Raw genomic sequence first — 26,242 nt, 5'->3', positions numbered from 1 at the left:
GCCCTGAGCGGCGCCACTCAGGGCCACCCCGCGATACGGAGGCGCCGGTCGTCGGCACCGGTTGCCGGCGCGCCCTCGCGCAAGGGGTGATCCCGGCGCGGACGGAGCGCGGCACGCCGCTCGCACAGGGCGCGGCATCGGGAGACGGCAGAGGTGCCGGAGACAGCACAGGGCCCCGGAACCGGCGCAGGGGTTCCGGGGCCCGGTCAGGGGGGCGGGCCGGGGCGATGCGCCGGCCCGCCCGGTGCCGTCTCAGACGCGCCGCAGGACGGCGACCACCTTGCCGAGGATGGTCGCGTCGTCACCGGGGATCGGCTCGTACGCGGCGTTGTGCGGCAGGAGCCAGACGTGGCCGTCCTCGCGCTTGAAGCGCTTGACGGTGGCCTCGCCGTCGATCATGGCGGCCACGATGTCACCGTTCTCGGCGACCTGCTGGCGGCGCACGGTGACCCAGTCGCCGTCACAGATGGCGGCCTCGATCATCGAGTCGCCGACGACCTTGAGGACGAACAGCTCACCGTCGCCGACCAACTGCCGGGGGAGGGGGAACACGTCCTCGACCGACTCCTCGGCGAGGATCGGGCCACCGGCGGCGATCCGTCCGACGAGCGGGACGTAGGAGGCGGCCGGCTTGCCCACGGTGTCCGTGGGCTGCAGCGTGGCGGCCTGGTCGGAACCGCGGACTTCGTAGGCGCGCGGGCGGTGCGGGTCGCGCCGCAGGAAGCCCTTGCGCTCCAGAGCCATGAGCTGGTGGGCCACCGATGAGGTGCTGGACAGCCCCACGGCCTGGCCGATCTCCCGCATGGACGGCGGGTAGCCCCGCCGCTGCACGGAGTCCCTGATGACCTCGATCACCCGGCGCTGCCGATCGGTGAGTCCCGAGCTGTCCGCCCGGATGCCTGGAGGCCGCCCCGGCAGGGAGCGCTTGTGTCCCTCGGGGTTCGCGGCTTCGTTCATCGCATGCACCGGCTCGAGTCGGCTCTGGGAGCGGTCCTGGGCAGTGATGGTGGCACTGTCTGCGGTGGTGGTCACGTGCGGCCCCTCTCGATGGTCTCCCTCCGGCACAACGGTAGTTGCCTTCGAAAGGTTGCGCCAAACACACGTTCGAGTGAAAAAACGAGAATGGCCGGACTTGATCATGTATATGGGTGTATAGGTGGCGCGGTGGCGGACAGGCGAAAAAGCCCACTGCTGTACTCTTCACCGCCGGGGCGCGGACCCTTCGGGCCGCTGCCCCAGTCTGCCATCCGGAGGCCCGTCGACAGGGCCCCGGTCCCTCGTCCGCCGGGAGTCGCACGCGTCCTCCGTGCCGTGTTCACGGTATCTCCGTACACCTCCGGCCGGGCCCCGGTCCGGGCGGGCGGGTGTCGGCGTGTCCTCCCCCGTCGCGTGTGCCCGGCGGCTCGGCGGCGCCCTCCGGCGACACGCGCGCATTCCGGTGCACGTACGAGCCAATCCCTACATCTAGTGGTTGGATAGCTACAGCGGCCCACAAGTTGTGGTCCCCCGGGTCTTAGGTCCTCCCGCCATCGCCTATGCTTGGGGCTGCTTCCGCGGGGCCCATGAGGCCCTGCGTAGCCATTGAGTCTGCTGTGAGGAGGGTTGGAGTCCATGCACTGCCCCTTCTGCAGGCACCCCGACAGCCGGGTCGTCGACAGCCGTACGACGGACGACGGAACGTCGATCCGCAGGCGCCGCCAGTGCCCTGACTGCTCTCGCCGGTTCACGACCGTCGAGACGTGCTCGCTCATGGTGGTCAAGCGGTCCGGGGTCACCGAGCCGTTCAGTCGCACCAAGGTCATCAACGGCGTGCGCAAGGCGTGCCAGGGGCGGCCGGTCACCGAAGACGCGCTGGCCCAGCTGGGGCAGCGCGTCGAGGAAGCGGTGCGGGCCAGCGGGAGCGCCGAGGTGGCCGCCCACGAAGTGGGACTCGCCATACTCGGCCCCTTGCAGGAACTCGACCTCGTCGCCTTCCTGCGGTTCGCGTCCGTGTACCGGGCGTTCGACTCGCTCGAGGACTTCGAGGCCGCCATCGCGGAACTCAGGGAAGGTCCGCGACGCCCCGTCGCGGAGGAGGAGGGCGGCGACGACGCCGTCACGGGGAGCCAGGAAGACGATCGCGGACGCGGAGGGACGGCTGACGTCCCCGTGCCCGCACGCGCCGCCGACTGATCGGCGGGCCGGTCCGGGCCGCGGGTCCGGGCCGGCTGTACGGCGGCGAGGAAGACGGTTGCGGGTGGCAGCGACAGGGGCGCCCGCAGCACCAGACAGAACACCGTGTCTCCGGAACATCGGGGCACTTCAGGGCGTTTTCGCCCGTATCAGGGAGGCGGCATGACAGAGACGGCGAGCGGTCCGGCACGAGGTTCCCGCGCCAAGGGCGGCAAGGCGGGGAACAAGGGACTGCACATCGAGCGCATCCACACCACCCCGGGCGTGCACCCGTACGACGAGGTGAGCTGGGAGCGCCGTGACGTCGTCATGACCAACTGGCGCGACGGCTCGGTCAACTTCGAGCAGCGTGGCGTCGAGTTCCCCGACTTCTGGTCGGTGAACGCGGTCAACATCGTCACCAGCAAGTACTTCCGCGGTGCCGTGGGCACCCCGCAGCGCGAGACCAGCCTGAGGCAGCTGATCGACCGCATCGTGAAGACGTACCGGAAGGCCGGTGAGGACTACAAGTACTTCGCCTCGCCCGCCGACGCCGAGATCTTCGAGCACGAGCTGGCGTACGCCCTCCTGCACCAGATCTTCAGCTTCAACAGCCCCGTCTGGTTCAACGTGGGCACCCCGCAGCCCCAGCAGGTCTCCGCCTGCTTCATCCTGTCCGTCGACGACTCCATGGAGTCGATCCTCGACTGGTACAAGGAAGAGGGCATGATCTTCAAGGGCGGCTCCGGCGCCGGCCTGAACCTCTCCCGCATCCGTTCCTCCAAGGAACTGCTCTCCTCCGGCGGCAACGCCTCCGGTCCGGTCTCCTTCATGCGCGGCGCCGACGCCTCCGCCGGCACCATCAAGTCCGGCGGCGCCACCCGCCGCGCCGCCAAGATGGTCATCCTCGACGTCGACCACCCCGACGTGGAGGACTTCATCGAGACGAAGGTCAAGGAGGAGGAGAAGATCCGCGCCCTGCGCGACGCGGGCTTCGACATGGACCTGGGCGGCGACGACATCACGTCCGTCCAGTACCAGAACGCCAACAACTCGGTCCGGGTGAACGACGAGTTCATGAAGGCGGTCGAGCAGGGCGGCAAGTTCGGCCTGCGCGCCCGGATGACCGGCGAGGTCATCGAGGAGGTCGAGGCCAAGTCCCTCTTCCGCAAGATGGCCGAGGCCGCCTGGGCCTGCGCCGACCCGGGCATCCAGTACGACGACACCATCAACCACTGGCACACGTGCCCGGAGTCCGGCCGGATCAACGGCTCGAACCCGTGCAGCGAGTACATGCACCTGGACAACACGTCCTGCAACCTCGCCTCGCTGAACCTGATGAAGTTCCTCAAGGACGACGGCAAGGGCAACCAGTCCTTCCAGTCCGAGCGCTTCGCCAAGGTCGTCGAACTGGTCATCACCGCGATGGACATCTCGATCTGCTTCGCGGACTTCCCGACCCAGAAGATCGGCGAGAACACCCGCGCCTTCCGCCAGCTCGGCATCGGCTACGCCAACCTCGGCGCCCTGCTGATGGCGACCGGCCACGCCTACGACTCCGACGGCGGCCGTGCGCTCGCCGGTGCCATCACCTCCCTGATGACCGGCACCGCCTACAAGCGCTCCGCCGAGCTGGCCGCGGTCGTCGGCCCCTACGACGGCTACGCCCGCAACGCGCAGCCGCACCAGCGCGTCATGAAGCAGCACAGCGACGCCAACGCCACCGCCGTGCGCATGGACGACCTGGACACGCCGGTGTGGGCCGCCGCCACGGAGGCCTGGCAGGACGTGCTGCGCCTCGGTGAGAAGAACGGTTTCCGTAACTCCCAGGCATCGGTCCTCGCCCCGACCGGCACCATCGGCCTGGCCATGTCCTGCGACACCACCGGTGTCGAGCCCGACCTCGCCCTGGTCAAGTTCAAGAAGCTGGTCGGCGGCGGCTCGATGCAGATCGTCAACGGCACCGTCCCGCAGGCCCTGCGCCGCCTGGGCTACCAGGAGGAGCAGATCGAGGCGATCGTCGCCCACATCGCCGAGAACGGCAACGTGATCGACGCCCCCGGCCTCAAGCAGGAGCACTACGAGGTCTTCGACTGCGCCATGGGCGAGCGCGCCATCTCCCCGATGGGCCACGTCCGCATGATGGCCGCGATCCAGCCGTGGATCTCCGGCGCCATCTCCAAGACGGTCAACATGCCGGAGTCGGCGACCGTCGAGGAGGTCGAGGAGATCTACTACGAGGCGTGGAAGCTCGGCGTCAAGGCGCTCGCGATCTACCGCGACAACTGCAAGGTCGGCCAGCCGCTCTCCGCCAAGACCAAGGACTCCGGCAAGAAGACCGAGGCCGCAGAGGAGACGCAGCCCAAGGTCGAGAAGGTCGTCGAGTACCGCCCCGTCCGCAAGCGCCTCCCGAAGGGCCGTCCCGGAATCACCACCTCCTTCACCGTCGGCGGCGCCGAGGGCTACATGACCGCCAACTCCTACCCGGACGACGGTCTCGGCGAGGTCTTCCTCAAGATGTCCAAGCAGGGCTCGACCCTCGCGGGCATGATGGACGCCTTCTCCATCGCCGTGTCGGTGGGACTGCAGTACGGCGTGCCGCTGGAGACGTACGTCTCGAAGTTCACCAACATGCGCTTCGAGCCGGCCGGCATGACCGACGACCCGGACGTGCGGATGGCGCAGTCGATCGTCGACTACATCTTCCGCCGCCTGGCGCTGGACTTCCTGCCCTTCGAGACGCGCTCCGCGCTCGGCATCCACTCCGCCGAGGAGCGCCAGCGCCACCTGGAGACCGGCTCCTACGAGCCGATCGACGAGGAGGTCGACGTAGAGGGTCTGGCCCAGTCCGCGCCGCGCCAGACCGAGCTGAAGGCCGTCGCCACCCCGAAGGCCGAGGCGGAGGTGGCCGCGCCCGCCCCGAAGGAGGCGCACACCAGCGCCGAGCTGGTCGAGATGCAGCTGGGCATCCAGGCCGACGCCCCGCTCTGCTTCTCCTGCGGCACCAAGATGCAGCGGGCCGGCTCCTGCTACATCTGCGAGGGCTGCGGCTCCACGAGCGGCTGCAGCTGAACTGACGGCCATGCCGTGAGGTGAGGGGTAAGGGGCGTCGGCCATGGCCGACGCCCCTTACCTTTACCGGTTACAGCACCTCTTCACCGGCTACGACCGGTGCGCGCGGCCCATCGCCCCGGTGAAGTCCGCCGGGTCGCCCTCGAAGCCGTGGATGCCGGGCCGGAACTGCCAGTTCCCGGACCCGTCACGGGTGAACTCGGCGACGGCGGCCGCGGTCGCCTGCGGCACACGGCCGAAGTCGTCCTCGGCGAGCACGGTGTAGCCCTCTCGGATACGCAGCCCCGGGTCGAGCACGCCGGCGAAGGGGCGGTGCGCGGCGCTCTGCTGGATGACCACGCCGATCACCACGCGCGCGTAGCGCTCGGAGAGCCGCTCCAGCTCCAGCGTCATGACCTCGTCCCAGCCGAAGCCCTTGCCGTCCGTACTGTCCCGGTTCAGGTAGATCGTGCCGTCGGGTGAACGGCTGTCGAAGTGCACCAGGTAGTCCGGTGCGCCGTACGGATCACTCGCCAGGTAGGTGCCCGCCACGATGTCCAGATCGGTGGGTGGCTGCCCTGTCGGACTGGGGTCCCACTTCAGTGCGACCTCGACCTTGCGGATCCCTTTGCTCAGCCCGCTCACCGGACCTCCCCTTCCCCGTCCCCATGCGCCCTCGTCTGTCCCAACCGCCGGATTGGGGGCGCGCGTTGTCCATCGTGCCACGCGCGCGCGGACGTCTGTGCGGGCACTGTCCCCGGGATAGTGACTGACGCCACGCCCAGGGCCGTACGATGGCGCGGTGCTGGTCAAGTGGATTCGCTGCACCGTGGTGGACCGCCGGGGCTTCGAGCGGGGGCAGCGAAAGTGGGCGGGGCTTCTGGGAGAGCCGGGGTTTCGGGGGCAGGGGGGTGGCTGGAGCCGGGGCCGGCAAGGGGTGGCCCACATCTTCGCCTTCTGGGAGAGCCGCGCCTTCTACGACTCCTTCATGGCCCGCTCCCACGACCGGCTGGCCGCGACCCAGGCCGGAACCTTCAAGGACGCGCAGATCAGGCTATTCGATCACCGGTTCGACGTGAAGACGGGGTTCCAGCCGCGCTTCGCGGACGCCGACCTGGTGCGCGTCGCGCTCTGCCGGGCCCACGAGGAGCGTGCCGAGCACTTCACGCTGATGCAGGAGAAGGTCTGGAACCCGGCGATGGCCGGCTCGCCCGGCATGGTCCGGGGCCTGTTCGGTGAAGCCCCGGGCAATGAGTTCCTGGTCCTGTCCATGTGGCAGTCGTCCGCCGAGCACGGCAAGTACCGCACCGAGCGGGTCGAGCGCCTGGCGTTGCGCGCCCAGACCGAGGCCGACGTCGCGGCCCTGACGGGCGACATCGTGGAACTGGAACCGGCCTGGACCGTGTGACCCGAGCGCGGGGCATGCGGGCGTGTGCCCTCAGGGGACCTTCCGCGCACGAGCGCCCTGCGAGGCGGATGCGTGCTCTCCGCGGCCCGTGGCGCACATTCCGTGTGACCTACACCGTATGAGGGCCGCTCGAGTCTCCGATCGGCCGTGACTCGATCTAGTGTTTTGGCATGGCACGACCACGGCGCATCGTTCTTGTCCGGCACGGGGAATCGACGGGCAATGTCGATGACTCCGTCTACGAGCGCGAGCCGGACCACGCGCTGGCGCTGACCGAGCGGGGTCTCCAGGAGGCCGAGGACACCGGCAAAGAGCTGCGTGAGCTGTTCGGGCGGGAACGGGTCAGCGTATACGTCTCCCCGTACCGCCGCACCCACGAGACCCTCCGCGCCTTCCACCTCGACCCCGACCTCGTACGGGTCCGGGAGGAGCCGCGGCTGCGCGAGCAGGACTGGGGAAACTGGCAGGACCGCGACGACGTACGCCTTCAGAAGGCCTATCGGGACGCGTACGGTCACTTCTTCTACCGCTTCGCCCAGGGAGAGTCCGGCGCCGACGTGTACGACCGGGTCGGTGGCTTCCTGGAGAGCCTCTTCCGCAGCTTCGAGGCCCCCGACCACCCGCCCAACGTGCTCCTGGTGACCCATGGTCTCGCGATGCGCCTCTTCTGCATGCGGTGGTTCCACTGGACCGTCGCGGAATTCGAGGCGCTGTCGAATCCCGGGAACGCCGAGATGCGGATGCTCGTTCTCGGGGACGACGGGCGGTACGCCATGGACCGGCCGTTCGAGCGGTGGCGTGACCCGGAACCGTACGGGGTCACTGGATAGAGTGGCTGAGCGATGACCTCTGACTCCTCTCCCGGCAGGCGCCTGGAGCGCGCCCTGGCCAGCACACGCGGACTCTCGGTCGGGGACGCGCTGGGCTCGCAGTTCTTCGTGCCGGCGAACTATCCGCTCCTTCACCGCCGCGAACTGCCCCCCGAACCGTGGCAGTGGACCGACGACACGGAGATGGCCTGCTCCGTCGTGGCCGTCCTCGTCGCGCACCACCGCATCGACCAGGACGCCCTGGCCGAATCCTTCGCCCGCCATCACGACTTCGACCGGGGGTACGGCCCCGCGGTCAACCGGCTGCTCCGGCTCGTCCGGGAGGGTGGCGACTGGCGCGAGCTGGCCGCTGCTCTCTTCAACGGGCAGGGCTCCTGGGGCAATGGCGCCGCGATGCGGATCGCCCCTCTGGGCGCGTGGTACGCGGACGATCCGGAGCAGGCCACCCACCAGGCCGAGATCTCGGCCTACCCGACGCATCAGCACCGCGAGGCCGTCGTGGGTGCCATGGCCGTCGCCGCGGCAGCCGCTCTGGCCGCGGCCCCCGGCGGGCCGCCGAGCCCCGAAGCGCTGCTGGACGGCGTCATCGCCCTGGTGCCCGCGCGCAGCGCCGTCGGCGCCGGCCTGCGCCGTGCCCGCGACATGCTCGACTACGGCGACGCGGGCACGGTCGCCGCTGTCCTCGGCTGCGGACGGCGTACGACCGCCCACGACACGGTGCCCTTCGCCCTCTGGTCGGCCGCCCGGTGCCTCGGTGACTTCGAGGACGCCTTCTGGCGGACGGCCCAGGCCGGCGGGGACGTGGACACCACGTGCGCCATCGTCGGCGGTGTGCTCGCCGGAGGCGAGGCGGGCGGCCCGCCCGCCGAGTGGGTGCGCGCCACGGAGGCGCTGCCGGACTGGCTGCCGGTCGGGACCTGACCCCGCTTCGCACCTCGATTCACGAGTGCGACCCGACGCTTGGTGAGGTCCTCCGCGGGGTGGTCCTCGACCGGGTGGTGAATCGTCTCTGCCGTTGCTGCGAGCCGCTCACATGTGTGCGCGAGTGAAGCGGGCGGTCGACCCCCGCGGTCCTGACCGGCCGCCCGACGGCCCTGCTGCCGGGTTTCGCGACGCACCGATCGCCGAGGCCGCGCAAGCGCTGCGACCGGTGAGGGAAACCGGGGTGTCGCATCGGGATCAGGGCGGCGTACGCTAAGGGCGCCATGCCGTACGAACCACCCACTCACACCGTCGAGCGCTCCCTTCGCGCCACGACCGGAGCCAAGGTCATCGCAGGTGTCGACGAGGTGGGGCGCGGCGCGTGGGCCGGGCCCGTCACCGTCTGCGCGGCGGTCACCGGACTGCGGCGGCCCCCTGTGGGCCTCACCGACTCCAAACTGCTCACCGTCAAGCGGCGCACCGACCTCGCCGTGGTACTGGAGAAGTGGGTGACGGCGTACGCCCTCGGGCACGCCACGCCGGAGGAGATCGACGAGCTGGGGATGACGGCGTCGCTGCGGCTCGCCGCCGGGCGCGCTCTGGGGGGACTGCCCGTCCGTCCGGACGCGGTCATCCTCGACGGGAAGCACGACTACCTCGGCGCTCCCTGGCAGGTCCGTACGGTCATCAAGGGCGACCGCTCGTGCGTCGCCGTCGCGGCGGCCTCGGTGATCGCCAAGGTGCACCGCGACAAAATGATGGCCGAACTGGGCGTCGACCATGCAGACTTCGGGTTTGCGGCCAACGCCGGATATCCGTCGCCCGTGCACAAGGCCGCGCTGGAGGAGCGGGGACCCACCCCGTACCACCGGTTGTCATGGGCGTATCTTGATGCGCTGCCGCGCTGGCAGCACCTCAAGAAGGCCAGGGTCTGGGTGGACGGAAGCGTTCCGGAGATCGAGGGCCAGCTCAACTTCGACTTCTGACGGGGCCGCTTGCCCGGATGTGCCCCCCGCCCACGGGGGCCGTACCAACGTTTGATAAATATCAGCTCATGCCTCTCATTCCCGAGGAGCCTCAGATTCACGAGAGTGCCCAGGGTCCCCGCGCCACTCCGGCCACCGGCCGCACCGCGCCGACCCCCCGTCCCGTACCCGGCCCCCGCCCCGCGGCTCCGTCGCGTCCCGGTCGTCCCGGCCCTGTGCGGCCCGCGCCGCCGGCGCAGCGTACGCCGCGGGACGTGGCCGCGACCAAGCCCGCCCCTTCGGGTCCGGCTGTCCCTGCCGCCTCGGCGGCTCCGCAGATCCAGTTGATCCCCGCCTCGGCCGAGGGTGCCCTCGACGCCGCCGAGGAAGCGGTCGACCTGCTCCTGGAGGCGGGTCGTGCCCCCGGGGAGGTGCTGGTGATCACCACCGGTGACCCGCACCCCTGGGCCGCCCACGAACTGTCCTTCGGTGAAACGTCCTACTGGGCGCAGCACGACGCGGGCGACGACGTCTTCTACACGGACGCCGCCGGAACCTCCCGTGCCGCAACCCGCCCCGTGGTCGTGGTCGCCGTCAATGGCGGCACCGACACCGCGGTCGCCGCTGCCCTGCCTCTGGCCCACACCCGGTCCGGAGCACTGCTGATCGTCTGTGGTGACCCGCAGCAGATCAACGGGGTGCTGGGCGCCGGCGTCTGAGGCGTTCAGGACACGCCGGCCGGGGGCGCCGTCGGTCCGCCGCAGAGGGTGACAGCCGTCGTCGCGGAGGTTCGCGCGACGGCTGTTTCGCTTTGTGCGTGCGCGTTCGGCGGGTGCCTGCGCGCGGGCAGGTTGGTGCTCGGGTGCTGGTCGGTGCGGGAGTTTCGATTCGCGCCGGCGGGTCGGGCGCGGGTACCGGCTCGTGCGCGGAAGGCCGTGCGTGACCGGGGGCCGGGGCGTACGGATGCGGATGGGGCCCGGCCGGTGACGGGCGCGGCGCGCGTGCGGTGTGTTCCGGTGTGTTCGAGGCCTGGTGGGGCCTGTTGGGGCCTGGTGTGTCGCGGGTCGGTGTGCGGGCGAGGCGTTCCGCGCGCCGCGTACGACGGCGTCGGCCCTGCCGGTGCGGCGTCGGTGTCAGCGCGCTGCCGCGCGACGCAGCACCTCGGAGGAGACGCCTCCGGTACGGGGCGAGGGGGGCGGCACTTCCGCGTTGCCGAGGGCCTCGGGTGTCGAGACGGCGCTCGGCCTGCGGCCGCCGCGCCCCTCGCCGAGGACCTGCCAGCCGTCCCTCGTCAGCGTGATGTACGCCCCGCAGCGCAGACCGTGCAAGGTGCACGCGTCACGCAGTCCCCACATCCACGCGCCGTCCTCTTCCGTCCAACGCGCGTCGCCCTCGCGGCAGTAGAGCAGTACCGCGGTGCGCACCGGTGTACGGCGACGCAGGTCGTGGGGTATGACGCGGCGCAACTGGGCGAGGAGCGCGTTGCGCAACATCCAGCCGTCGGCGGGCGCCGGGCGGCGGACGAACGAGGCGCTGGCCCGTAGCCGCTCGTTCGGGTCGAGCACCGCCACCACGGCGGTGGCCGGTCCGGGACGGTGCCGGGAGTGCAGTCCGCTGACGACTTCCCGGGGGTTGCGCAGCAGAGGAATGCCCGCGGCAGCCCACTCCGCGGGTTCGAGCACGCGATGGGCGGATGCGGCGGACGTCGACAACGAGGCCGCCGAGGACGGAGCGAATCCGAAGGTCACGTTCCTCCCTTCGGCTACGCGCCCATACTGCGGGCGGGGTCGGATTCGGGGGAGCGCACACCGCAGCAGACCCCTACCGGATCAGGGCCGGGCCGCGCGGGGAGCGGACTTCGATTCTTCCTGTCGAACTGGGATGCGGCAACGAGCAATCGGGGTCATCGACCGTTATCGGATGACCCGCGCCTTATATCCCTACCCAGCGGCCGACCGCATGACGCCTGAGGCGCACAGTCGATCGCGCTCCCCGTGGCGGCGCACAGCGCGGCAGCGGCCGCCCGCTGGGCCCGCTCGCCACGGACCTGAGCAAGGCGGGCCATGAGCCCGCATCTGTCACGCGGCCACGTGTCTCCGGCGCCCCCGCCCCCCGCCCCCCGCCCCACGCTCCGCGCCCCGCCCCCGCCCCACGCTCCGCGCCCCGCCTCCGCCCCATGCTCCGTGCCCCACGCCCGGCTCGCCCCCGCGCCCGACGCTCGGTGCCCGATGCCAGAGGCCTGGGCGCCCGACGCCCGCGGCCGGGGGCGGCTCAGCCCTGCACGGCGAGGACCAGCGGCAACACTCCCTGGGCCCCCGCCTTTCTCAGCAGCCGGGCGGCGACCGCGAGGGTCCAGCCGGTCTCGGTGCAGTCGTCGACGAGGAGTACCGGGCCCGGCTGGTCGGCGAGCGCGGAGGCAAGCGCGGGCGGCACGGTGAGCGCTCCGTCGAGGGCCTTGAGCCGCTGCGCGCTGTTGCTGCGGGACATGGGGCGTGCGTCCGCGGCGTATTCGACGGAGCCCAGCAGCGGCAGCCGGCCGACCTGCGAGATGTGCGCGCCCAGCGACTGGACGAGCCGGGGACGGCCGCGCGAGGCCATGGTGACGACACCGACCGGGCGCGGCCGGGCGTCCGCCGCGCCCGTCGCCCAGCCGCCCGGTGCCTTCGCCCAGTCGGCGAGCACGCCCACCACGGCCCGTGCCACGTCCTCGGGCACTGGACCGTCCGGCGCGTGCGGCGCGAGCAGGGGTCGCAGCCGGTTGCCCCAGCCGATGTCCGACAGTCGTCCCAGGGCCCGTCCTTCCGAGGCTTGTTCGGCGGCCGGGATGCGCCCCTTGAGAGCGACGCCGATCGCCGGGAGGCCGGTCGGCCACATCCGCCGCGGTTCCACTTCCACTCCGGCCCGGCCCAGGTCCACGCGCGCGGCGTCCAGCGCCGCCGTGGAGGTGTCGGCGGTGAACCGGGCCCCCGCACAGTTGTCGCACCGGCCACAGGGCCGGGCGGTCTCGTCGTCGAGTCGGCGTTGCAGGAACTCCATCCGGCAGCCCGTGGTCGCCGCGTACTCGCGCATCGACTGCTGCTCCGCCTCCCGCTGCCGCGCGACCCAGTCGTAGCGCTCCGCGTCGTACGCCCAAGGCCGGCCGGTCGAGATCCATCCGCCCTTGACCCGCTTCACCGCCCCGTCCACGTCGAGGACCTTGAGCATGGCTTCGAGGCGGGAACGGCGCAGCTCGACCAGGGGTTCCAGAGCGGGCAGCGACAGGGGTCCCTGCGTGCGGGCGAGCACGTCGAGGGTCCTGCGCACCAACTCCTCGGAGGGGAAGGCCAGCGACGCGAAGTACTGCCAGATCGCCTCGTCCTCCTTGCCGGGCAGGAGGAGCACTTCCGCGTGCTCGACGCCGCGGCCGGCGCGGCCCACCTGCTGGTAGTAGGCGATGGGGGACGAGGGCGAACCGAGGTGCACGACGAAGCCGAGGTCCGGCTTGTCGAAGCCCATACCGAGGGCGGAGGTGGCGACCAGCGCCTTGACCTTGTTCGCGAGCAGGTCGTCCTCGGCCTGCTGCCGGTCGGCGTTCTCCGTCTTGCCGGTGTACGAGGCGACGGTGTGCCCCCGGTGCCGCAGGAAGGCCGTGACCTCCTCGGCGGCGGCGACGGTGAGTGTGTAGATGATTCCGGAGCCGGGCAGTTCTTCGAGGTGGTCGGCGAGCCAGGCCATCCGGTGCGCGGCGTCCGGCAGCCGCAGCACTCCCATGCTGAGGCTCTCCCGGTCCAGGGGGCCGCGGAGCACCAGCGTGCCCGAGGCGTCACCCGTCCCCAACTGCTCGGCGACGTCGGCGGTCACACGCGCGTTGGCGGTGGCGGTGGTCGCCAGTACCGGGACCCCGGCCGGGAGTTCGGTCAGCATGGTGCGCAGCCGCCGGTAGTCCGGACGGAAGTCGTGCCCCCAGTCCGAGATGCAGTGCGCCTCGTCCACGACGAGCAGGCCCGTGGCGGCGGCGAGCTTGGGCAGGACCTGGTCCCGGAAGTCAGGGTTGTTGAGCCGCTCGGGGCTGACCAGCAGGACGTCGACGGAGCCTTCCGCGACCTCCGACTGGACGGTGTCCCACTCCTCGGTGTTCGCCGAGTTGATCGTGCGGGCGTGGATGCCGGCACGGGCGGCGGCCTCCACCTGGTTGCGCATCAGCGCCAGCAGCGGGGAGACGATCACCGTGGGGCCGCTCCCGCGTGCCCGGAGCAGGGAGGTGGCCACGAAGTAGACCGCGGACTTGCCCCAGCCGGTGCGCTGGACGACCAGGGCCCGGCGGCCCTCGGCGACCAGCGCCTCGATCGCCCGCCACTGGTCCTCGCGCAACCGGGCCCTGCCCGTGCCGTCGCCGACGAGGCGGGCGAGGACCGCGTCGGCCGCCGTCCGCAGTTCCGCGTTGCTCGTGTGCTCCATGCGTCCCATACAACAGGACGGCACTGACAATCGGAGACATCCGGAAGGCGCTGACCACCCCGTGCAACGGAACGACGAGCCGGCCACGTCCCGGAGCGGGGGAGCGGGCGGGGTGCCCGGGTCTTGGTTGACGTGCCCCTGGTCGGACTTATCCACAGACCAAACCGGAATTTTGGATTCCGCGAGATCGTCGGCGCATGACGAACCACAGCGAAACGACCGGACCCTTCGGAAACGGCGACATCGCCTACGACGGGCCCGGCCCCGAGCACCAGATCACCCTGCGGACCCCGGCCGAGCTTGCCGACGCCCTGCCGTACCTGCTCGGCTACCGACCGGAGGACAGCATCGTCCTGGTAGCCCTGCACGACCGGGACGGCCGGGGCAGGTTCGGCGGCCGGGCCAGGCTCGGTATTCCCCCCAACCGCGGCGACTGGCCCTCGGTGGCCCGGCAACTCGCGCACGGCCTGATCACGGGCAGTGAGCGCAGGGGAGCCAAACCGGAGCAGATGGTCGCTTTCCTCTGCCAGGAGCCGGCGGGCGGAGAGTCACCGCGCGAGGTCGTACGGCGGCTTCAGCCGCTGGCCCAGAAGCTGCGCACCGAGTGCGGCCGCCTCGACGTTCCGGTGATCGAGGCCCTGTGCATCTCCGGTGGCCGCTTCTGGTCCTACTGCTGCCCGACCGACGGGTGCTGCCCCGACGAGGGCTGGCCCATGGGCCTGCCCGGCACCTCCGTACTGGCCGCTGCGGCCACGTACGCGGGTATCCAGGTGCGGGGCAGCCTGCGGGAGCTGCGGGCCAGGCTGCTCCCGTGGGAGACCTCGGCGGCACGGGCGCAGGAGAGCGCACTGGACAAGGCCGGCAGGGCCCTGGTGCCGAGGATCCTCGACGAGGCGAGCCGTGCGGAGGTGGCCGGGGAGACCCTCGAACTCGCCGAGACTGTCCTGCGGCGGTTCGCCGCGGCACCCGGCATCGCCGGTGCGCTGCCCGCCGACCTGCGTGACGACCGGTTGCTCGAGGACGAGGAGGCGGCATTCCTGATCCTCGGCCTGCAGGACCGGACGACGCGTGACCGCGCCGCCGAGTGGATGGAGGGGGACAAAGCGGCTCCGGCTCTCCGTCTGTGGCGGGCGCTGGCCCGGCGCTGCGTCGGCCCCTACGGGGAGCACGCGGCTGCGCCGCTGACGCTGGCCGGCTGGGTCGCCTGGTCGCTGGGGGACGACCTGGAGGCCCGCGAAGCCCTCGCCATGGCGCTGGGCGCGGACCCCGACTACCTCTTCGCGCGCTTGCTGCACCAGGCCTGCAACGAGGGCCTGGACCCTGAGTCGGTCCGCCGCTGCCTGCGCGCCGAACGGACGGGACGCGGCTGCTCGACCGACGGGGAGCCGGGCGCCGGGGGCGGGGGCGGGGGGCGGGACACGACGGCCACGGACGGCACCGGCACAGAAGGAGCGCATACCGCGGAGCAAGAGGCGGGAGGCGGTGGAGAGACGAACCGTGCCGGGCAGGAGGCAAGCGCCGAGGAGACGGAAGAAGCCGGGGAGACGGAGGAAGGCGGGGAGACGGAGGAAGGCGACGGGACTCACGACACGGAACCGGCGGAAGACGCCGGTGGGACGGAAACCATGGGCGAGCCCGCGCGGCAGCACCTCGTGACCGGCACCCGCACCAGTCGTGCGCCAGCGGCGGCGGAGGGCGCGCACTCCGTCCGTCGGCGCCGCGTACGGGGCGACGCGCCGAGTGCGGATCGTGGTGGCGCGCATGGGACGCGCCCGGTCACCTCCCGCACCGACAGCGCCGGACCGCGCCCCGGGGCCGTCAGGCCGTCCGCGCGCACCCGCCCGCGCGCCGCGGCCAAGGCGGACGGACGCCGTCGCGGCGGATGCCGGCCGGCTGGGAAGCCGCGGGGAGACAGGCCCGAGGACGGCGCATGAGCCAGCTCAGGGGGGGCCTGAGGGGGAGGCCCGGACTCTGGAGGACCGAGAGGCCCGGTCCAGGCAAGCCGGACACCCGCAGGACGTCAGGCCCGCTCGGCACACCCGGCCCACAGGGCCGGTCGGCACCCGCGGCGGAGGGAGGGAAAGGACGCGGCCGGACGTGGTCTGGCCCGCTGCCCCGAGGAAGGCCTGCGGGGGAGAACGCGACGGGGGGCGTCGCCCCCGTCGCATCCGGTCGCGCGGGCGGCGCGGGCCGGCAGCACGGCCGCTCGGGGCCGCCGCGCAGCCGCCATTCGGTCGGCTTCCCCCGGCACAGGCGTGACCCGGACCGGTCCGCCGCCGTTCACCTGAGTGGCGGAGCGCCCGGCCGGGCCACCCCGTCACCCCTGCCATGCCCCTCCGGGGCCGCCGCCAGACGCCCGATCCGCCCGAGGCCCACAGAGCGCAGAGGAAGCCGTCCCATGCACCAGCCGACTCCGCCCTGCACCCCCGGTGACGCCCCCGCCTTCGCCCGGGCCGCGCTTCCCTCCGAAGTCGGGGCGGCCGGGCCGACGTGGCACGGGACGGGACAGGAACAGCGCCGTGCCCCGCAGGAACAACGCCGTGCCCCGTACGAGTACGTCGCCCCGTCCACGCGCGCCGCACCCTCCGCCCGCGGCGGCGCACGGGGCCCGGCACGGCAGTCGGCCGGACGCCCCTCCTCGGAGCTGCCTCCCGCCCACGACGCCATGATCTGTGTCGCCCTGCCCGGGCTGGCGATCTCGACTGCCCAGGGACAGCTGAGCGGCCAGGGTCTGGAGGGCTTCTACCGTGCGGGCCGCCGCCTGCTCTCCCGCTGCCAGGTCCGGATCGCCGGGCGCGAACCGCTCGTCGTCCAAGCCCTGATGACGGCCGCGGACCGGGCCCGCTTCGTGGGCGTGCTGCGCGCCTCGCCGGGCACGGGACCCGACCCGGACGTGCTCGTGGAACGCGTGCGTGACGCGGACGGCACGGAACGGATCACCTTGCGCAGCGCCTCACTGCGCCCGCTGCGCCTTCCCGTGGAGGTGGCGCTCGGTACGGATCTGGCGGACCTGGGCCAGATCGCCCGGGGTCAGGCGGGCGCCGAGCGGCCGGCCAGCGTCCGTGGCTCAGGTCTGCGCTGGTCCCGCGGTGCCACGAGCGCGTCGGTCACCGCGGACCCGCCGCCCGCCGAAGCGCTGGCCTCCGCCGGCCTGCTGCGCTGGGAGTTCGAGCTGCCTCCGGGCGGCACGGCGAGCGTGGAACTGCGGGTACGGCAGGACGGTGCGGGGCCTCTGCGGGCCGTGGGCCGTACGGCGACCAGCCCTCTGGCAGCGGCGCGGGCCACGGGCGACACACCCGGGGCCGGGGAACTGATGCGCGCCGGCATCGACGACCTCCACGCGCTGCTGCTGCGCGATCCGATGCACCCGGCCGACCTGCACCTGGCGGCGGGTGCACCATGGCGATCCGGCCTGGCCCCGGCCGAGGCGCTCGTCGCCGCCCGGATGGCACTGCCCCTGGGGACCCGGCTGGCCGCGAGCACGCTGCGCACCCTGGCCCGCACCCAGCGCGTGGGGCGCGGCCCCGAGGCCGGCATGATTCCCGGGCCCCGGCGGGACGCGGGCCCGCACCTTCCACCGGGTTGCACGGGCACAGAGGCGACGCTGCTCTTCCCCGTGCTCCTGGCGGAAGCCCGTCGCTGGGGCCTGCCCGAGAAGGAGACGGAGGAGCTGCTGCCGCCGGCCGTGCGCTGCCTCGCCTGGCTGCGGACGGCCGTGGGCGAGGGGACGTACCTGTGCGATCCGCTGCCGGGGCGACCCGTGCGCTGTGAGATCCAGGCGCACGCCCACCGAGCGGCGGTGCTCGGAGCCGACCTGCTTGAGGCGTTCGACCGGCCGGGTGCCGCCGAGCTGCGGCAGTGGGCCCAGCACCTGCGGACGGCGTTCCGGAGCGGTTTCTGGGTCGAGGACCGCGGCGGCGGCAGACCCGCCGCGGGCAAGGCCGCTGACGGGCGGCTTCTGACACACCTCGACGCTTCCGCCGTCCATCTCCTGGACACCGGCCTGTCGGGTGGCGGCGAGCAGGCGCCCGGACTGCTCGACAAGGCGCAGACCGGGCAGCTCGCCCGGCTGCTGGGCGGGCCGGCGATGGACTCGGGCTGGGGGCTGCGGGGGCTCGCCGCCAGGGAGGCGGGCTACAGCCCTTTCGGTCACCGGGCAGGGGCGGTACGGGTGGCGGAGACCGCGGTCGCCGTCGCCGGGCTGGCCGCCGCAGGCCACGAGAAGGAGGCGGGCGCACTCCTGCGGGGCGTCCTGGCGGCGGCCGGCGCCTTCGGGCACCGGTTGCCCGAGATGTTCGCCGGAGAGCAGCGTGTGGACGGCAGCGCGCCCGTACCGCACCCGGCGGCATGCCGCCCCTCGGCCACCGCGGCCGCCGCGGCGGTCCTGTTGCTGACATCGCTCGCGGGCATCCGGCCCGACGCCCCCGCCCGATCGGTCACCCTGCGCCCGGTGCGCACCGCGCCGCTCGGGGAGATCGGCTTCACCGGGCTGCGGGTCGCCGGCGCGCCCTTCTCCGTGCGGGTCAGCAGACTCGGCCTCGCTCTGGTGGAGGAGGCGGCCGACGGCCTGCAACTGGGTGCCTGACCTCGTACGACACGGGGGCCGTGCCTGACGGCGGGGGTCGCGGGACCGCGCGTGGGAGTCCGCGGACCGGCCATCGCCGCGACCGACGAAGGGAGTGTTTATCGTCAGGAAGACGACTATGATCGCCGCATGCCCTACGACCCGTCAGCCTTCCCGCCCTTCGCCGTCACCGTGGACCTGGTCGTGCTGACCGTGCGCCGCCACTCCCTGTGCGCGCTGGCGGTGCGCAGGGGAGAGCCGCCGTTCCAGGGGCGGTGGGCGCTTCCCGGGGGCTTCGTGCGGGCGGACGAGGACCTGGCGCAGGCCGCGGCGCGCGAACTGGAGGAGGAAGCGGGCCTGTGCGCCCACGACCCCGCCGCGCCCGTCCAGGACAACGGGGCTCATCTCGAGCAGCTCGCGACCTACGGCGACCCCGGGCGTGATCCGAGGATGCGCGTCGTGAGCGTCGCCCATCTCGCCCTCGCGCCCGACCTGCCCGCACCCCGCGCCGGCGGCGACGCGGGAGACGCACGGTGGGCTCCCGTCGAGGAACTGCTGCAGCAGGGCGGATACGGACGCGACGGCGAGTCGGTGGCCCCGCTCGCCTTCGATCACGCTCGGATCCTGGCCGACGGAGTCGAGCGGGCCCGTTCCAAAATCGAGTACTCGTCGCTGGCGACCGCCTTCTGCCCGCCCGAATTCACCGTCGGTGAACTGCGCCGTGTCTACGAGGCGGTGTGGGGTGTGGCGCTCGACCCGCGTAATTTCCACCGCAAGGTGACGGGGACTCCGGGCTTTCTCGTGCCTACGGGCGGTACGACGACACGGCAGGGCGGCCGGCCGGCCCAGCTCTTCCGAGCCGGTGGCGCCACACTGCTCAACCCGCCCATGCTGCGACCGGAGGTCTGACTCCACGCCGCGCCGCGTGCGCTGCACGAGAGAGGCCGCCGTGCCTGCGGATCGGGGAACAACCCGGTGGACGGGAACAGCGGTGTGTGCCGCACGCGCGTCGCGAACCCAAGAAAAGGGACATAACGCGCTATCTTGCTGCGGGTGATCCAGGCCTTCGGACTGACCAGCGACTCCCGCAAGGGCCTTTCGCCCGCCGTCGACGACGTCTCCTTCGAAGCGCACGAGGGGTGCGTCACCGCGCTCCTGGGGACGGCGGGCGCGGGCAAGACGACGACGCTCAGACTCATGCTCGAACTCCAACAGGGCCGAGGCATCACCTACTTCAAGGGACGCCCCCTGCACCGCATCGCCCACCCGGCGCGCGAGGTCGGCGCCCTCCTGGGCGACGTCCCCGGTCACCCCTCCCGCACCGTCCGGGGCCACCTGCGCATGCTCTGCGCGGCAGCGGGACTTCCCTCCCACCGGTCCGACGAGGTCCTCGAAGCCGTAGGGCTCGTCAGTTTCCGGGAGGAGCGCCTGGGCACGCTGTCACGCGCCATGGACCGCAGACTGGGCCTGGCCTGCGTACTGCTGTCCGAGCCGCACACGCTCGTCCTCGACAGCCCCGCCGACGGGCTCTCCGCTCGGGAAGGCCGTTGGCTGCACGACATGCTGCGGGCCCACGCGACCCGGGGCGGCACGGTCCTGTTCGCCACGGACGACCCCAAGGAGGCCGCCCGCACGGCCGACCGCGTCGTCACGCTGGAGCGCGGCACCGTCGTGGCCGACCAGGAGGCCGGGGACTTCGCCCGCCATCGGCTGCGCCCGCGTGTCGCGGTCCGCAGCCCGCACGCAGCCCGCCTCGCGGCCCTGCTGGCCAAGGAGGCCCGCACCGCTCACCGCTCCGTCGAAGTCGTACGCGAGAACGGCAATCGTCTGTCCGTCTACGGCAGTACGTGTGCCGATGTCGGCGAGACCGCGTTCCGTCACGGCATCCTCGTCCACCAACTGGCCGACGAGGTCGGGGACATGGGCGCCGGAGCCGGGGTACGCGCCGAGGCCGGGGGGGAGGCGGAGCGGTCGGCCGCCGACCAGGCCGTGGCCAAGGAGCCGGGGGCCGCGGCGGCTCCGGCGTCGGCTTCCGCGACGGCGGACCGGCGCACGGCCCCCGGCCCAGCCGTCACCGGGCGCAGCGCGCACGAAGCGACCGGCGCGTCGACCGGAGGTGTGCGCGCCACTGCGGACGTCGGCAGGGTCTTCGTCACCGCCGGGCCGGGCGCCGGGCCCGGCGGCGCGGCCGGTGAGGAAACGGCTGCCGTGGTGCGCGAGGCCGGGCACCGGGACGGCATCGAGCGGGACGGATCCGAAGAAGAAGTCGTGTCCGCCGCGAGGACCGGAGCGGTGTCCGGCGCGGCAACGGCGGACGCGGCGGGCCCCCCCTTCACCGCCTCCACCCATTCCAGGCCCTCCGAGGCCGTCTCCGTCCCCGCGCGCACCGGCAGAGCGACGCTTGCCGCACCTGCCGGCGCCGCGCATCAGACGGCGCATGCCCGGCGTGCCGCGGCGGATGCCACCTCCGGTCACGGCACCCCAGGCGTCGGCCGCGAGGCCCCCGCCCCGGCGCTTTCCGACGCCGCCGGAGGCGCCCCAGGTGCCGTCGGCCGGTGCGACGCGACGCCCCCGGCCGTACGCGCCGACGCCGAGCCCCGCACCGGCCGCAGGAACGGTCCCCTCGTGTCCGAAGACGCCGGGAAGGAGCCCCGCCGTACGGAGGCCCGGGACCGCATCCCGACGGCCGGTGCGCGCTCTCCGTCCCGGCGAAGCCCGAGCTCCCGCCCGCAGGGAACGCATCCTGGCGGCCCGCGCCCGGCCGAAGAGGCGGAGCCGTCCCGCTCGCTGTCCCCCTCGGCGGCCGCGAGTTCCGCCGGCCGTGCCGCGACGGCCAGGTCGTCCGGCGGGGAGACCGCGCAGGCGCAGCCCTCGATCCCCACTCCGCACCCGGCGGTTACCGTCACGCCGGATCCCTCCTCGCCCCTTCCACCTCCCATCGCCGTCCGTCCGGGGACCGGCCCGCTCCGGCCCGTACGGTACGAACTGCGCCGCGCCCTGGGTATCGGCACCGGGTTCGTCGTCTGCGCCGCCGTCCTCGTCGTCTCGGCCCTGACGGCGCTCGTCGCGGGGCGCATCGGCCACACCCCGCAACCCCGGCTGCTGGCTGCATGGCCGCAGCAGTTCCCGCTGCCGCCGGCCGCCCTCGGTGCGGGGCTGATCGGCGCGCTCGCCTTCGGCGACGAGTTCCGCCACCCCGCGCTGGCGGCAGACCGCGGCACCGTCCCCCGCCGCCTCGGGCTGCTCGCCGCGAAGCTCCTCGTCACCACCGCCACCGCGCTGCTGCTGGCCTTCCTCACGGTCGGCTGCGACGCCGAGGTGCTCTACGTCGTATACGGACGGGAACTCACCCAGGTTCCCGGCGACTGGCTCTCGCCGGCCGTGAGTTGGACCGGCCTCGTGATCGGGTGCGGCTGGGCCGGGGTGCTGGCCGCGGGGCTCTTCCGGTCCACCGCCGCCGGACTCGCCGCGGTGGTCGCCGTACCCGTCGTCGTCTCACCCCTGGTGCACCAGGCGCTGGGAGGGGCGGCCTGGGACGCGGCAGGCCTTCCCGCACGGCTGCGCGAAGCGTTCCTGTTGCCCTGGCCCTTCGGAGGAGATCGCTATCTGTCGGCCGCGGCCCGTGTGATCGCTCAACCTGTCGGCGGCGCACTCACGTTGTCGCTGGTCACACTGTTGGGCGGGTACCTGCTGACGACCCTGCGCAGCAGAGCCCGATGAGCACCGTCCGTACTCTTTCGATCGCACATCGTGCGCAACTCCCCGCGGAAAGCACATTTATTTCCGATAAGGCGTCAATTGCGACGGAGTGAGCGATCACCCTTTCGTGTGCTTTTCACCAAAGACCTCAAGGGAGTTGGAGGCAACGCCGACAAAGGATCCGTGAGTACCCTTGCGCACACCATGATGACCGCCGCCCGCTCCTCAGACTCCGGTCTTGCCGGCCCGGGCGAACTCGACCGCTACCCCTACGCCGAGGCGCCCGTCCCCGACCGCGTCGGAAGCCACGTCTGGGAGGGCGCGGAACCCGAGCTGGGACGCGTCGGCCGACGCGCCGCGGGCAGCCGCGGTCGCGGCCTGCACGGCCAACTCGTCCAGCAGCTCGGACAGATGATCGTCTCCGGGGACCTGGGTGCCGACCGTCCGCTGGTGCCCGAGGAGATCGGCCAGCGCTTCGAGGTCTCCCGCACCGTCGTCCGTGAGTCGCTCCGTGTCCTGGAGGCCAAGGGCCTGGTCAGCGCCCGGCCGAACGTCGGCACGCGCGTGCGCCCGGTCAGCGACTGGAATCTCCTTGATCCCGACATCATCGAGTGGCGGGCCTTCGGGCCGCAGCGTGACGACCAGCGCCGGGAGCTGAGCGAGCTGCGCTGGACCATCGAGCCGCTCGCCGCGCGGCTCGCGGCGGGACACGGGCGCGAGGACGTCCAGCAGCGCCTGTCCGACATGGTGGAGATCATGGGGCACGCCCTGGCCCAGGGTGACGCCCTGACCTTCTCCCGCGCGGACACGGAGTTCCACTCGCTGCTCATCCAGGTCGCGGGCAACCGGATGATGGAGCACCTGTCGGGGATCGTCTCGGCGGCCCTTCAGGTGTCGGGTGGCCCTGTCACGGGCTGCGAGCGCCCCAATGAGGCCTCTGTGGCCCAGCACGCCCGCATCGTCGACGCCCTCGCGGCCGGCGACGGCGCGGTGGCGGAGGCGGCCATGCGCCAGCTGCTCACGGTCCACCCCGAGATCGAGCGTGTGGTTCCCGCGCCGCGCGAGCACTGAGCCGCGCGCGCCGTTCCGGGTGCGGGCGGCCGGCCCGAGTCCTGCCGCCCTCCCGCGGGCCCGGCCGCCGCGCGGCCCCCTCGCCCCGCCGCCCCTCCCGTGGCCCCGGCCGGTGTGCGGCTTCTCGACGGACCCCGCCGGATCCTCCGCGCGCTCGGTGGGGTCCGGTTCGTGTGACGGGTGAGTCCGGCTTCAGGCGGGCGGGCTTCGAGAGAGGGCCGGCTGGTCAGACGCTGAGGCTCCCGTCTGTTCACGTCTGGCCGCTTTTGAACGCTTACGGGGTGTGACTCGGGCCACGCGGATTGGGCGTAACGCTCGTGGAGACAACGCGATGACCTAAGAGGTGACAGCCGCGGAGGGAATACGGACGCCGTTCATGGCGCTGTGCATCTTCCCGGCCCCCCGCCCGCGCCGTCGGCCCCATCCCCAGGCCGGTGGTCGGCTCCTGTCCACTCGTGGACGGGGCCGGAAGCCGTTTTCCAACGTTCCGAGAGGTTGTTCGTGTCGGCCAGCACATCCCGTACGCTCCCGCCGGAGATCGCCGAGTCCGTCTCTGTCATGGCGCTCATTGAGCGGGGAAAGGCTGAGGGGCAGATCGCCGGCGACGATGTGCGTCGGGCCTTCGAAGCTGACCAGATCCCGGCCACTCAGTGGAAGAACGTACTGCGCAGCCTCAACCAGATCCTCGAGGAAGAGGGTGTGACGCTGATGGTCAGTGCCGCGGAGCCCAACAAGCGCACCCGAAAGAGCGTCGCAGCGAAGAGCCCGGCCAAGCGCACCGCCACCAAGACGGTCGCGGCGAAGACGGTGACCACCAGGAAGGCCACCGCCACCGCCACTCCGGCGGCGACCCCTGCCGCCGACACGCCGGTCGAGGACGACGCTCCCGAGAAGAAGGCCGCCGCCAAGAAGGCGACCGCCGCCGCGAAGAAGACGGCGGCCAAGAAGACGACCGCCGCCGCGAAGAAGACGGCGGCCAAGAAGACCTCCGCCAAGAAGGACGACGCCGAGCTCCTCGAGGACGAGGTGCTCGAGGACCCGAAGGGCGCCGAGGAGCCGGAGGGCACGGAGAGCGCCGGTTTCGTGCTCTCCGACGAGGACGAGGACGACGCCCCCGCCCAGCAGGTCGCCGCGGCCGGCGCCACCGCCGACCCGGTCAAGGACTACCTCAAGCAGATCGGCAAGGTCCCCCTGCTCAACGCCGAGCAGGAGGTCGAACTGGCCAAGCGCATCGAGGCGGGTCTCTTCGCCGAGGACAAGCTGGCCAACTCCGACAAGCTGGCGCCGAAGCTCAAGCGTGAGCTGGAGATCATCGCCGAGGACGGCCGCCGGGCCAAGAACCACCTCCTGGAGGCCAACCTCCGTCTGGTGGTCTCCCTGGCCAAGCGCTACACCGGCCGCGGCATGCTCTTCCTGGACCTCATCCAGGAAGGCAACCTCGGTCTGATCCGCGCGGTCGAGAAGTTCGACTACACCAAGGGCTACAAGTTCTCCACGTACGCCACCTGGTGGATCCGTCAGGCGATCACCCGCGCGATGGCCGACCAGGCCCGCACCATCCGTATCCCGGTGCACATGGTCGAGGTCATCAACAAGCTCGCGCGTGTACAGCGCCAGATGCTCCAGGACCTGGGCCGTGAGCCCACCCCGGAGGAGCTGGCCAAGGAACTCGACATGACCCCGGAGAAGGTCATCGAGGTCCAGAAGTACGGCCGCGAGCCCATCTCCCTGCACACCCCGCTCGGCGAGGACGGCGACAGCGAGTTCGGTGACCTCATCGAGGACTCCGAGGCCGTGGTGCCGGCCGACGCGGTCAGCTTCACGCTCCTGCAGGAGCAACTGCACTCGGTGCTCGACACCCTGTCCGAGCGTGAGGCGGGCGTCGTCTCCATGCGCTTCGGTCTCACCGACGGTCAGCCCAAGACCCTCGACGAGATCGGCAAGGTCTACGGCGTCACGCGTGAGCGGATCCGCCAGATCGAGTCCAAGACCATGTCGAAGCTGCGGCACCCGTCGCGTTCGCAGGTGCTGCGCGACTACCTCGACTAGGCACGGCCGTACGACGTAGAAGGCCCGGCTCCCCTCTGGGGACGCCGGGCTTTCGCGCTGCGGCGCGCCGCACTCTGCCCGACCCTGGGTGTCCGACGATCACCCCAGAGTGAGGAGTGCGCATGCGAGGCCGTACTGCCCGGGCACTGGCCGGGCCGCTGGTCCTGGCGGCCGTAGGGGCCGCGATACCGCTGGTGAACGCGGCCCCCGCGGCCGCCGACGGTGTGGTCATCGGGGGTTTCCCCGTCGACGTGTCGCAGAGCCCGTGGACCGTGGCTCTGGCCAGCCGTGACCGGTTCGGAGGTACACGCGCGGGGCAGTTCTGCGGGGCTGTGGCCGTCGCCCGCACCACCGTGCTGACCGCCGCCCACTGTCTGGCCGGCGAGGTGGTCGGCGCGCCACCGACACGGGACCTGAAAATCATCGAAGGGCGCACGGATCTGCTCTCCGGGCAGGGCAATGAGATCCGCGTACGCGCCACCTGGGTCAATCCGCGCTATGACGCCGCGACCAACGCGGGCGACTTCGCGGTGCTCAGCCTGGCCGAGCCGCTGCCCCAGCACGCGGTCATCCCGATGGCGGGCGCGGGCGACCCTGCGTATGCGCCGGGGACGCGCGCTCTCGTCTACGGCTGGGGAGACACGACCGGAGGTGCCGCCTACCCGCACAGCCTGCACGCCGCGCGGGTGCATGTGCTGCCCGACGCCCAGTGCGAGCGGGCGTATCCGGGCGGTGCCGAGGGCACGTACGCGTCGGAGACGATGCTGTGCGCGGGCGAGAACGCGGGCGGCCGGGACGCCTGCCAGGGGGACAGTGGCGGCCCGCTGGTGGCCAAGGGGCGCCTCATCGGGCTGGTGTCGTGGGGGAACGGCTGCGGCAGGGCGGGGAACCCCGGCGTCTACACGCGCGTGTCCGCCGTGCTGCGGGCGCTGCGGCAGGCCGGTGGGGCGAAGACACTGCCCGATACGGCGGACGGGCAGGGCTGACCGGGTTCGGGGCACGCCGACGGGGGGGCCCGGCCGGCATGGGCGGGGGGGCCGCCCGGGCCCCGCCCGGGGCCGGGCGCCCGGGGGGGGGGGGGCGGGGCGCCGGTTTT

The 26,242-nt window shown here is 72.4% G+C and carries 18 protein-coding genes; 14 read left to right on the top strand and 4 right to left on the bottom strand.

Annotated features, from left to right (window positions below):
- Positions 1-252: 252 nt before the first annotated feature.
- Positions 253-1,032 carry a transcriptional repressor LexA gene (lexA, locus tag ACFC02_RS33205; protein ID WP_376365394.1) on the bottom strand — a complete coding sequence of 260 codons (780 nt, stop codon included), beginning with the start codon at positions 1,030-1,032 and terminating at the stop codon, positions 253-255.
- A 579-nt stretch (positions 1,033-1,611) separates the two neighbouring features.
- On the opposite strand from lexA, the gene nrdR reads away from it, so the two are divergent.
- Complete coding sequence (gene nrdR, locus ACFC02_RS33200) at positions 1,612-2,172, top strand: transcriptional regulator NrdR (protein ID WP_376365392.1); 561 nt, start codon at positions 1,612-1,614, stop codon at positions 2,170-2,172.
- Between the two features lie 162 nt (positions 2,173-2,334).
- Positions 2,335-5,223 carry a vitamin B12-dependent ribonucleotide reductase gene (locus tag ACFC02_RS33195; RefSeq protein ID WP_376365390.1) on the top strand — a complete coding sequence of 963 codons (2,889 nt, stop codon included), beginning with the start codon at positions 2,335-2,337 and terminating at the stop codon, positions 5,221-5,223.
- 90 nt (positions 5,224-5,313) lie between these two features.
- Here ACFC02_RS33195 and ACFC02_RS33190 read toward each other — a convergent pair whose 3' ends face one another.
- Complete coding sequence (locus tag ACFC02_RS33190) at positions 5,314-5,847, bottom strand: TerD family protein (protein WP_376365388.1); 534 nt, start codon at positions 5,845-5,847, stop codon at positions 5,314-5,316.
- Positions 5,848-6,004: 157 nt separating this feature from the next.
- On the opposite strand from ACFC02_RS33190, the gene ACFC02_RS33185 reads away from it, so the two are divergent.
- From ACFC02_RS33185 to ACFC02_RS33165, 5 genes are all read left to right on the top strand, one after another.
- On the top strand, positions 6,005-6,610 hold the full coding sequence (locus ACFC02_RS33185) for a YdbC family protein (protein WP_376365386.1): 606 nt from the start codon (positions 6,005-6,007) through the stop codon (positions 6,608-6,610).
- A gap of 170 nt (positions 6,611-6,780) precedes the next feature.
- The gene (locus ACFC02_RS33180; RefSeq protein ID WP_376365384.1) at positions 6,781-7,440 is read left to right on the top strand and encodes a histidine phosphatase family protein; all 660 of its coding nucleotides are present in this window, start codon (positions 6,781-6,783) and stop codon (positions 7,438-7,440) included.
- A 12-nt stretch (positions 7,441-7,452) separates the two neighbouring features.
- Positions 7,453-8,361 (top strand): ADP-ribosylglycohydrolase family protein, encoded by a 909-nt coding sequence (locus tag ACFC02_RS33175; protein WP_376365382.1) that lies wholly within the window; start codon positions 7,453-7,455, stop codon positions 8,359-8,361.
- Positions 8,362-8,645: 284 nt separating this feature from the next.
- Positions 8,646-9,347 carry a ribonuclease HII gene (locus ACFC02_RS33170; RefSeq protein WP_376365381.1) on the top strand — a complete coding sequence of 234 codons (702 nt, stop codon included), beginning with the start codon at positions 8,646-8,648 and terminating at the stop codon, positions 9,345-9,347.
- 68 nt (positions 9,348-9,415) lie between these two features.
- The gene (locus ACFC02_RS33165) at positions 9,416-10,045 is read left to right on the top strand and encodes a hypothetical protein (RefSeq protein ID WP_376365379.1); all 630 of its coding nucleotides are present in this window, start codon (positions 9,416-9,418) and stop codon (positions 10,043-10,045) included.
- A 414-nt stretch (positions 10,046-10,459) separates the two neighbouring features.
- Here ACFC02_RS33165 and ACFC02_RS33160 read toward each other — a convergent pair whose 3' ends face one another.
- Positions 10,460-11,074: a hypothetical protein gene (locus ACFC02_RS33160; protein WP_376365377.1), complete on the bottom strand. Its 615-nt coding sequence runs from the start codon at positions 11,072-11,074 to the stop codon at positions 10,460-10,462.
- Between the two features lie 523 nt (positions 11,075-11,597).
- Positions 11,598-13,763, bottom strand: a complete 2,166-nt coding sequence (locus tag ACFC02_RS33155; RefSeq protein WP_376365375.1) for a RecQ family ATP-dependent DNA helicase — start codon at positions 13,761-13,763, stop codon at positions 11,598-11,600.
- 197 nt (positions 13,764-13,960) lie between these two features.
- On the opposite strand from ACFC02_RS33155, the gene ACFC02_RS33150 reads away from it, so the two are divergent.
- The 7 genes from ACFC02_RS33150 (at position 13,961) to ACFC02_RS33120 (ending at position 26,132) form a co-directional block, all read left to right on the top strand.
- On the top strand, positions 13,961-15,697 hold the full coding sequence (locus ACFC02_RS33150; protein WP_376365373.1) for a DUF4192 family protein: 1,737 nt from the start codon (positions 13,961-13,963) through the stop codon (positions 15,695-15,697).
- A gap of 731 nt (positions 15,698-16,428) precedes the next feature.
- On the top strand, positions 16,429-18,348 hold the full coding sequence (locus tag ACFC02_RS33145) for a glycogen debranching N-terminal domain-containing protein (RefSeq protein WP_376365396.1): 1,920 nt from the start codon (positions 16,429-16,431) through the stop codon (positions 18,346-18,348).
- A gap of 129 nt (positions 18,349-18,477) precedes the next feature.
- Positions 18,478-19,236 (top strand): NUDIX domain-containing protein, encoded by a 759-nt coding sequence (locus tag ACFC02_RS33140; RefSeq protein ID WP_376365371.1) that lies wholly within the window; start codon positions 18,478-18,480, stop codon positions 19,234-19,236.
- A gap of 144 nt (positions 19,237-19,380) precedes the next feature.
- Positions 19,381-22,047, top strand: coding sequence for an ATP-binding cassette domain-containing protein (locus tag ACFC02_RS33135; protein WP_376365369.1), 2,667 nt, complete (start codon positions 19,381-19,383; stop codon positions 22,045-22,047).
- Between the two features lie 162 nt (positions 22,048-22,209).
- Positions 22,210-23,097 carry a FadR/GntR family transcriptional regulator gene (locus ACFC02_RS33130; protein ID WP_376365367.1) on the top strand — a complete coding sequence of 296 codons (888 nt, stop codon included), beginning with the start codon at positions 22,210-22,212 and terminating at the stop codon, positions 23,095-23,097.
- Between the two features lie 501 nt (positions 23,098-23,598).
- Positions 23,599-25,146, top strand: a complete 1,548-nt coding sequence (locus tag ACFC02_RS33125; RefSeq protein WP_376365366.1) for an RNA polymerase sigma factor — start codon at positions 23,599-23,601, stop codon at positions 25,144-25,146.
- Positions 25,147-25,268: 122 nt separating this feature from the next.
- Positions 25,269-26,132 carry a trypsin-like serine protease gene (locus ACFC02_RS33120; protein ID WP_376365364.1) on the top strand — a complete coding sequence of 288 codons (864 nt, stop codon included), beginning with the start codon at positions 25,269-25,271 and terminating at the stop codon, positions 26,130-26,132.
- Positions 26,133-26,242 lie beyond the last annotated feature (110 nt).

Origin of the sequence: Streptomyces sp. NPDC056160, from assembly GCF_042268205.1 — a bacterium.
Classification (GTDB): Bacteria; Actinomycetota; Actinomycetes; order Streptomycetales; family Streptomycetaceae; genus Streptomyces.
Note: the sequence above shows the minus strand (reverse complement) of the source record. Positions and strands in the feature narration are given on the sequence as shown.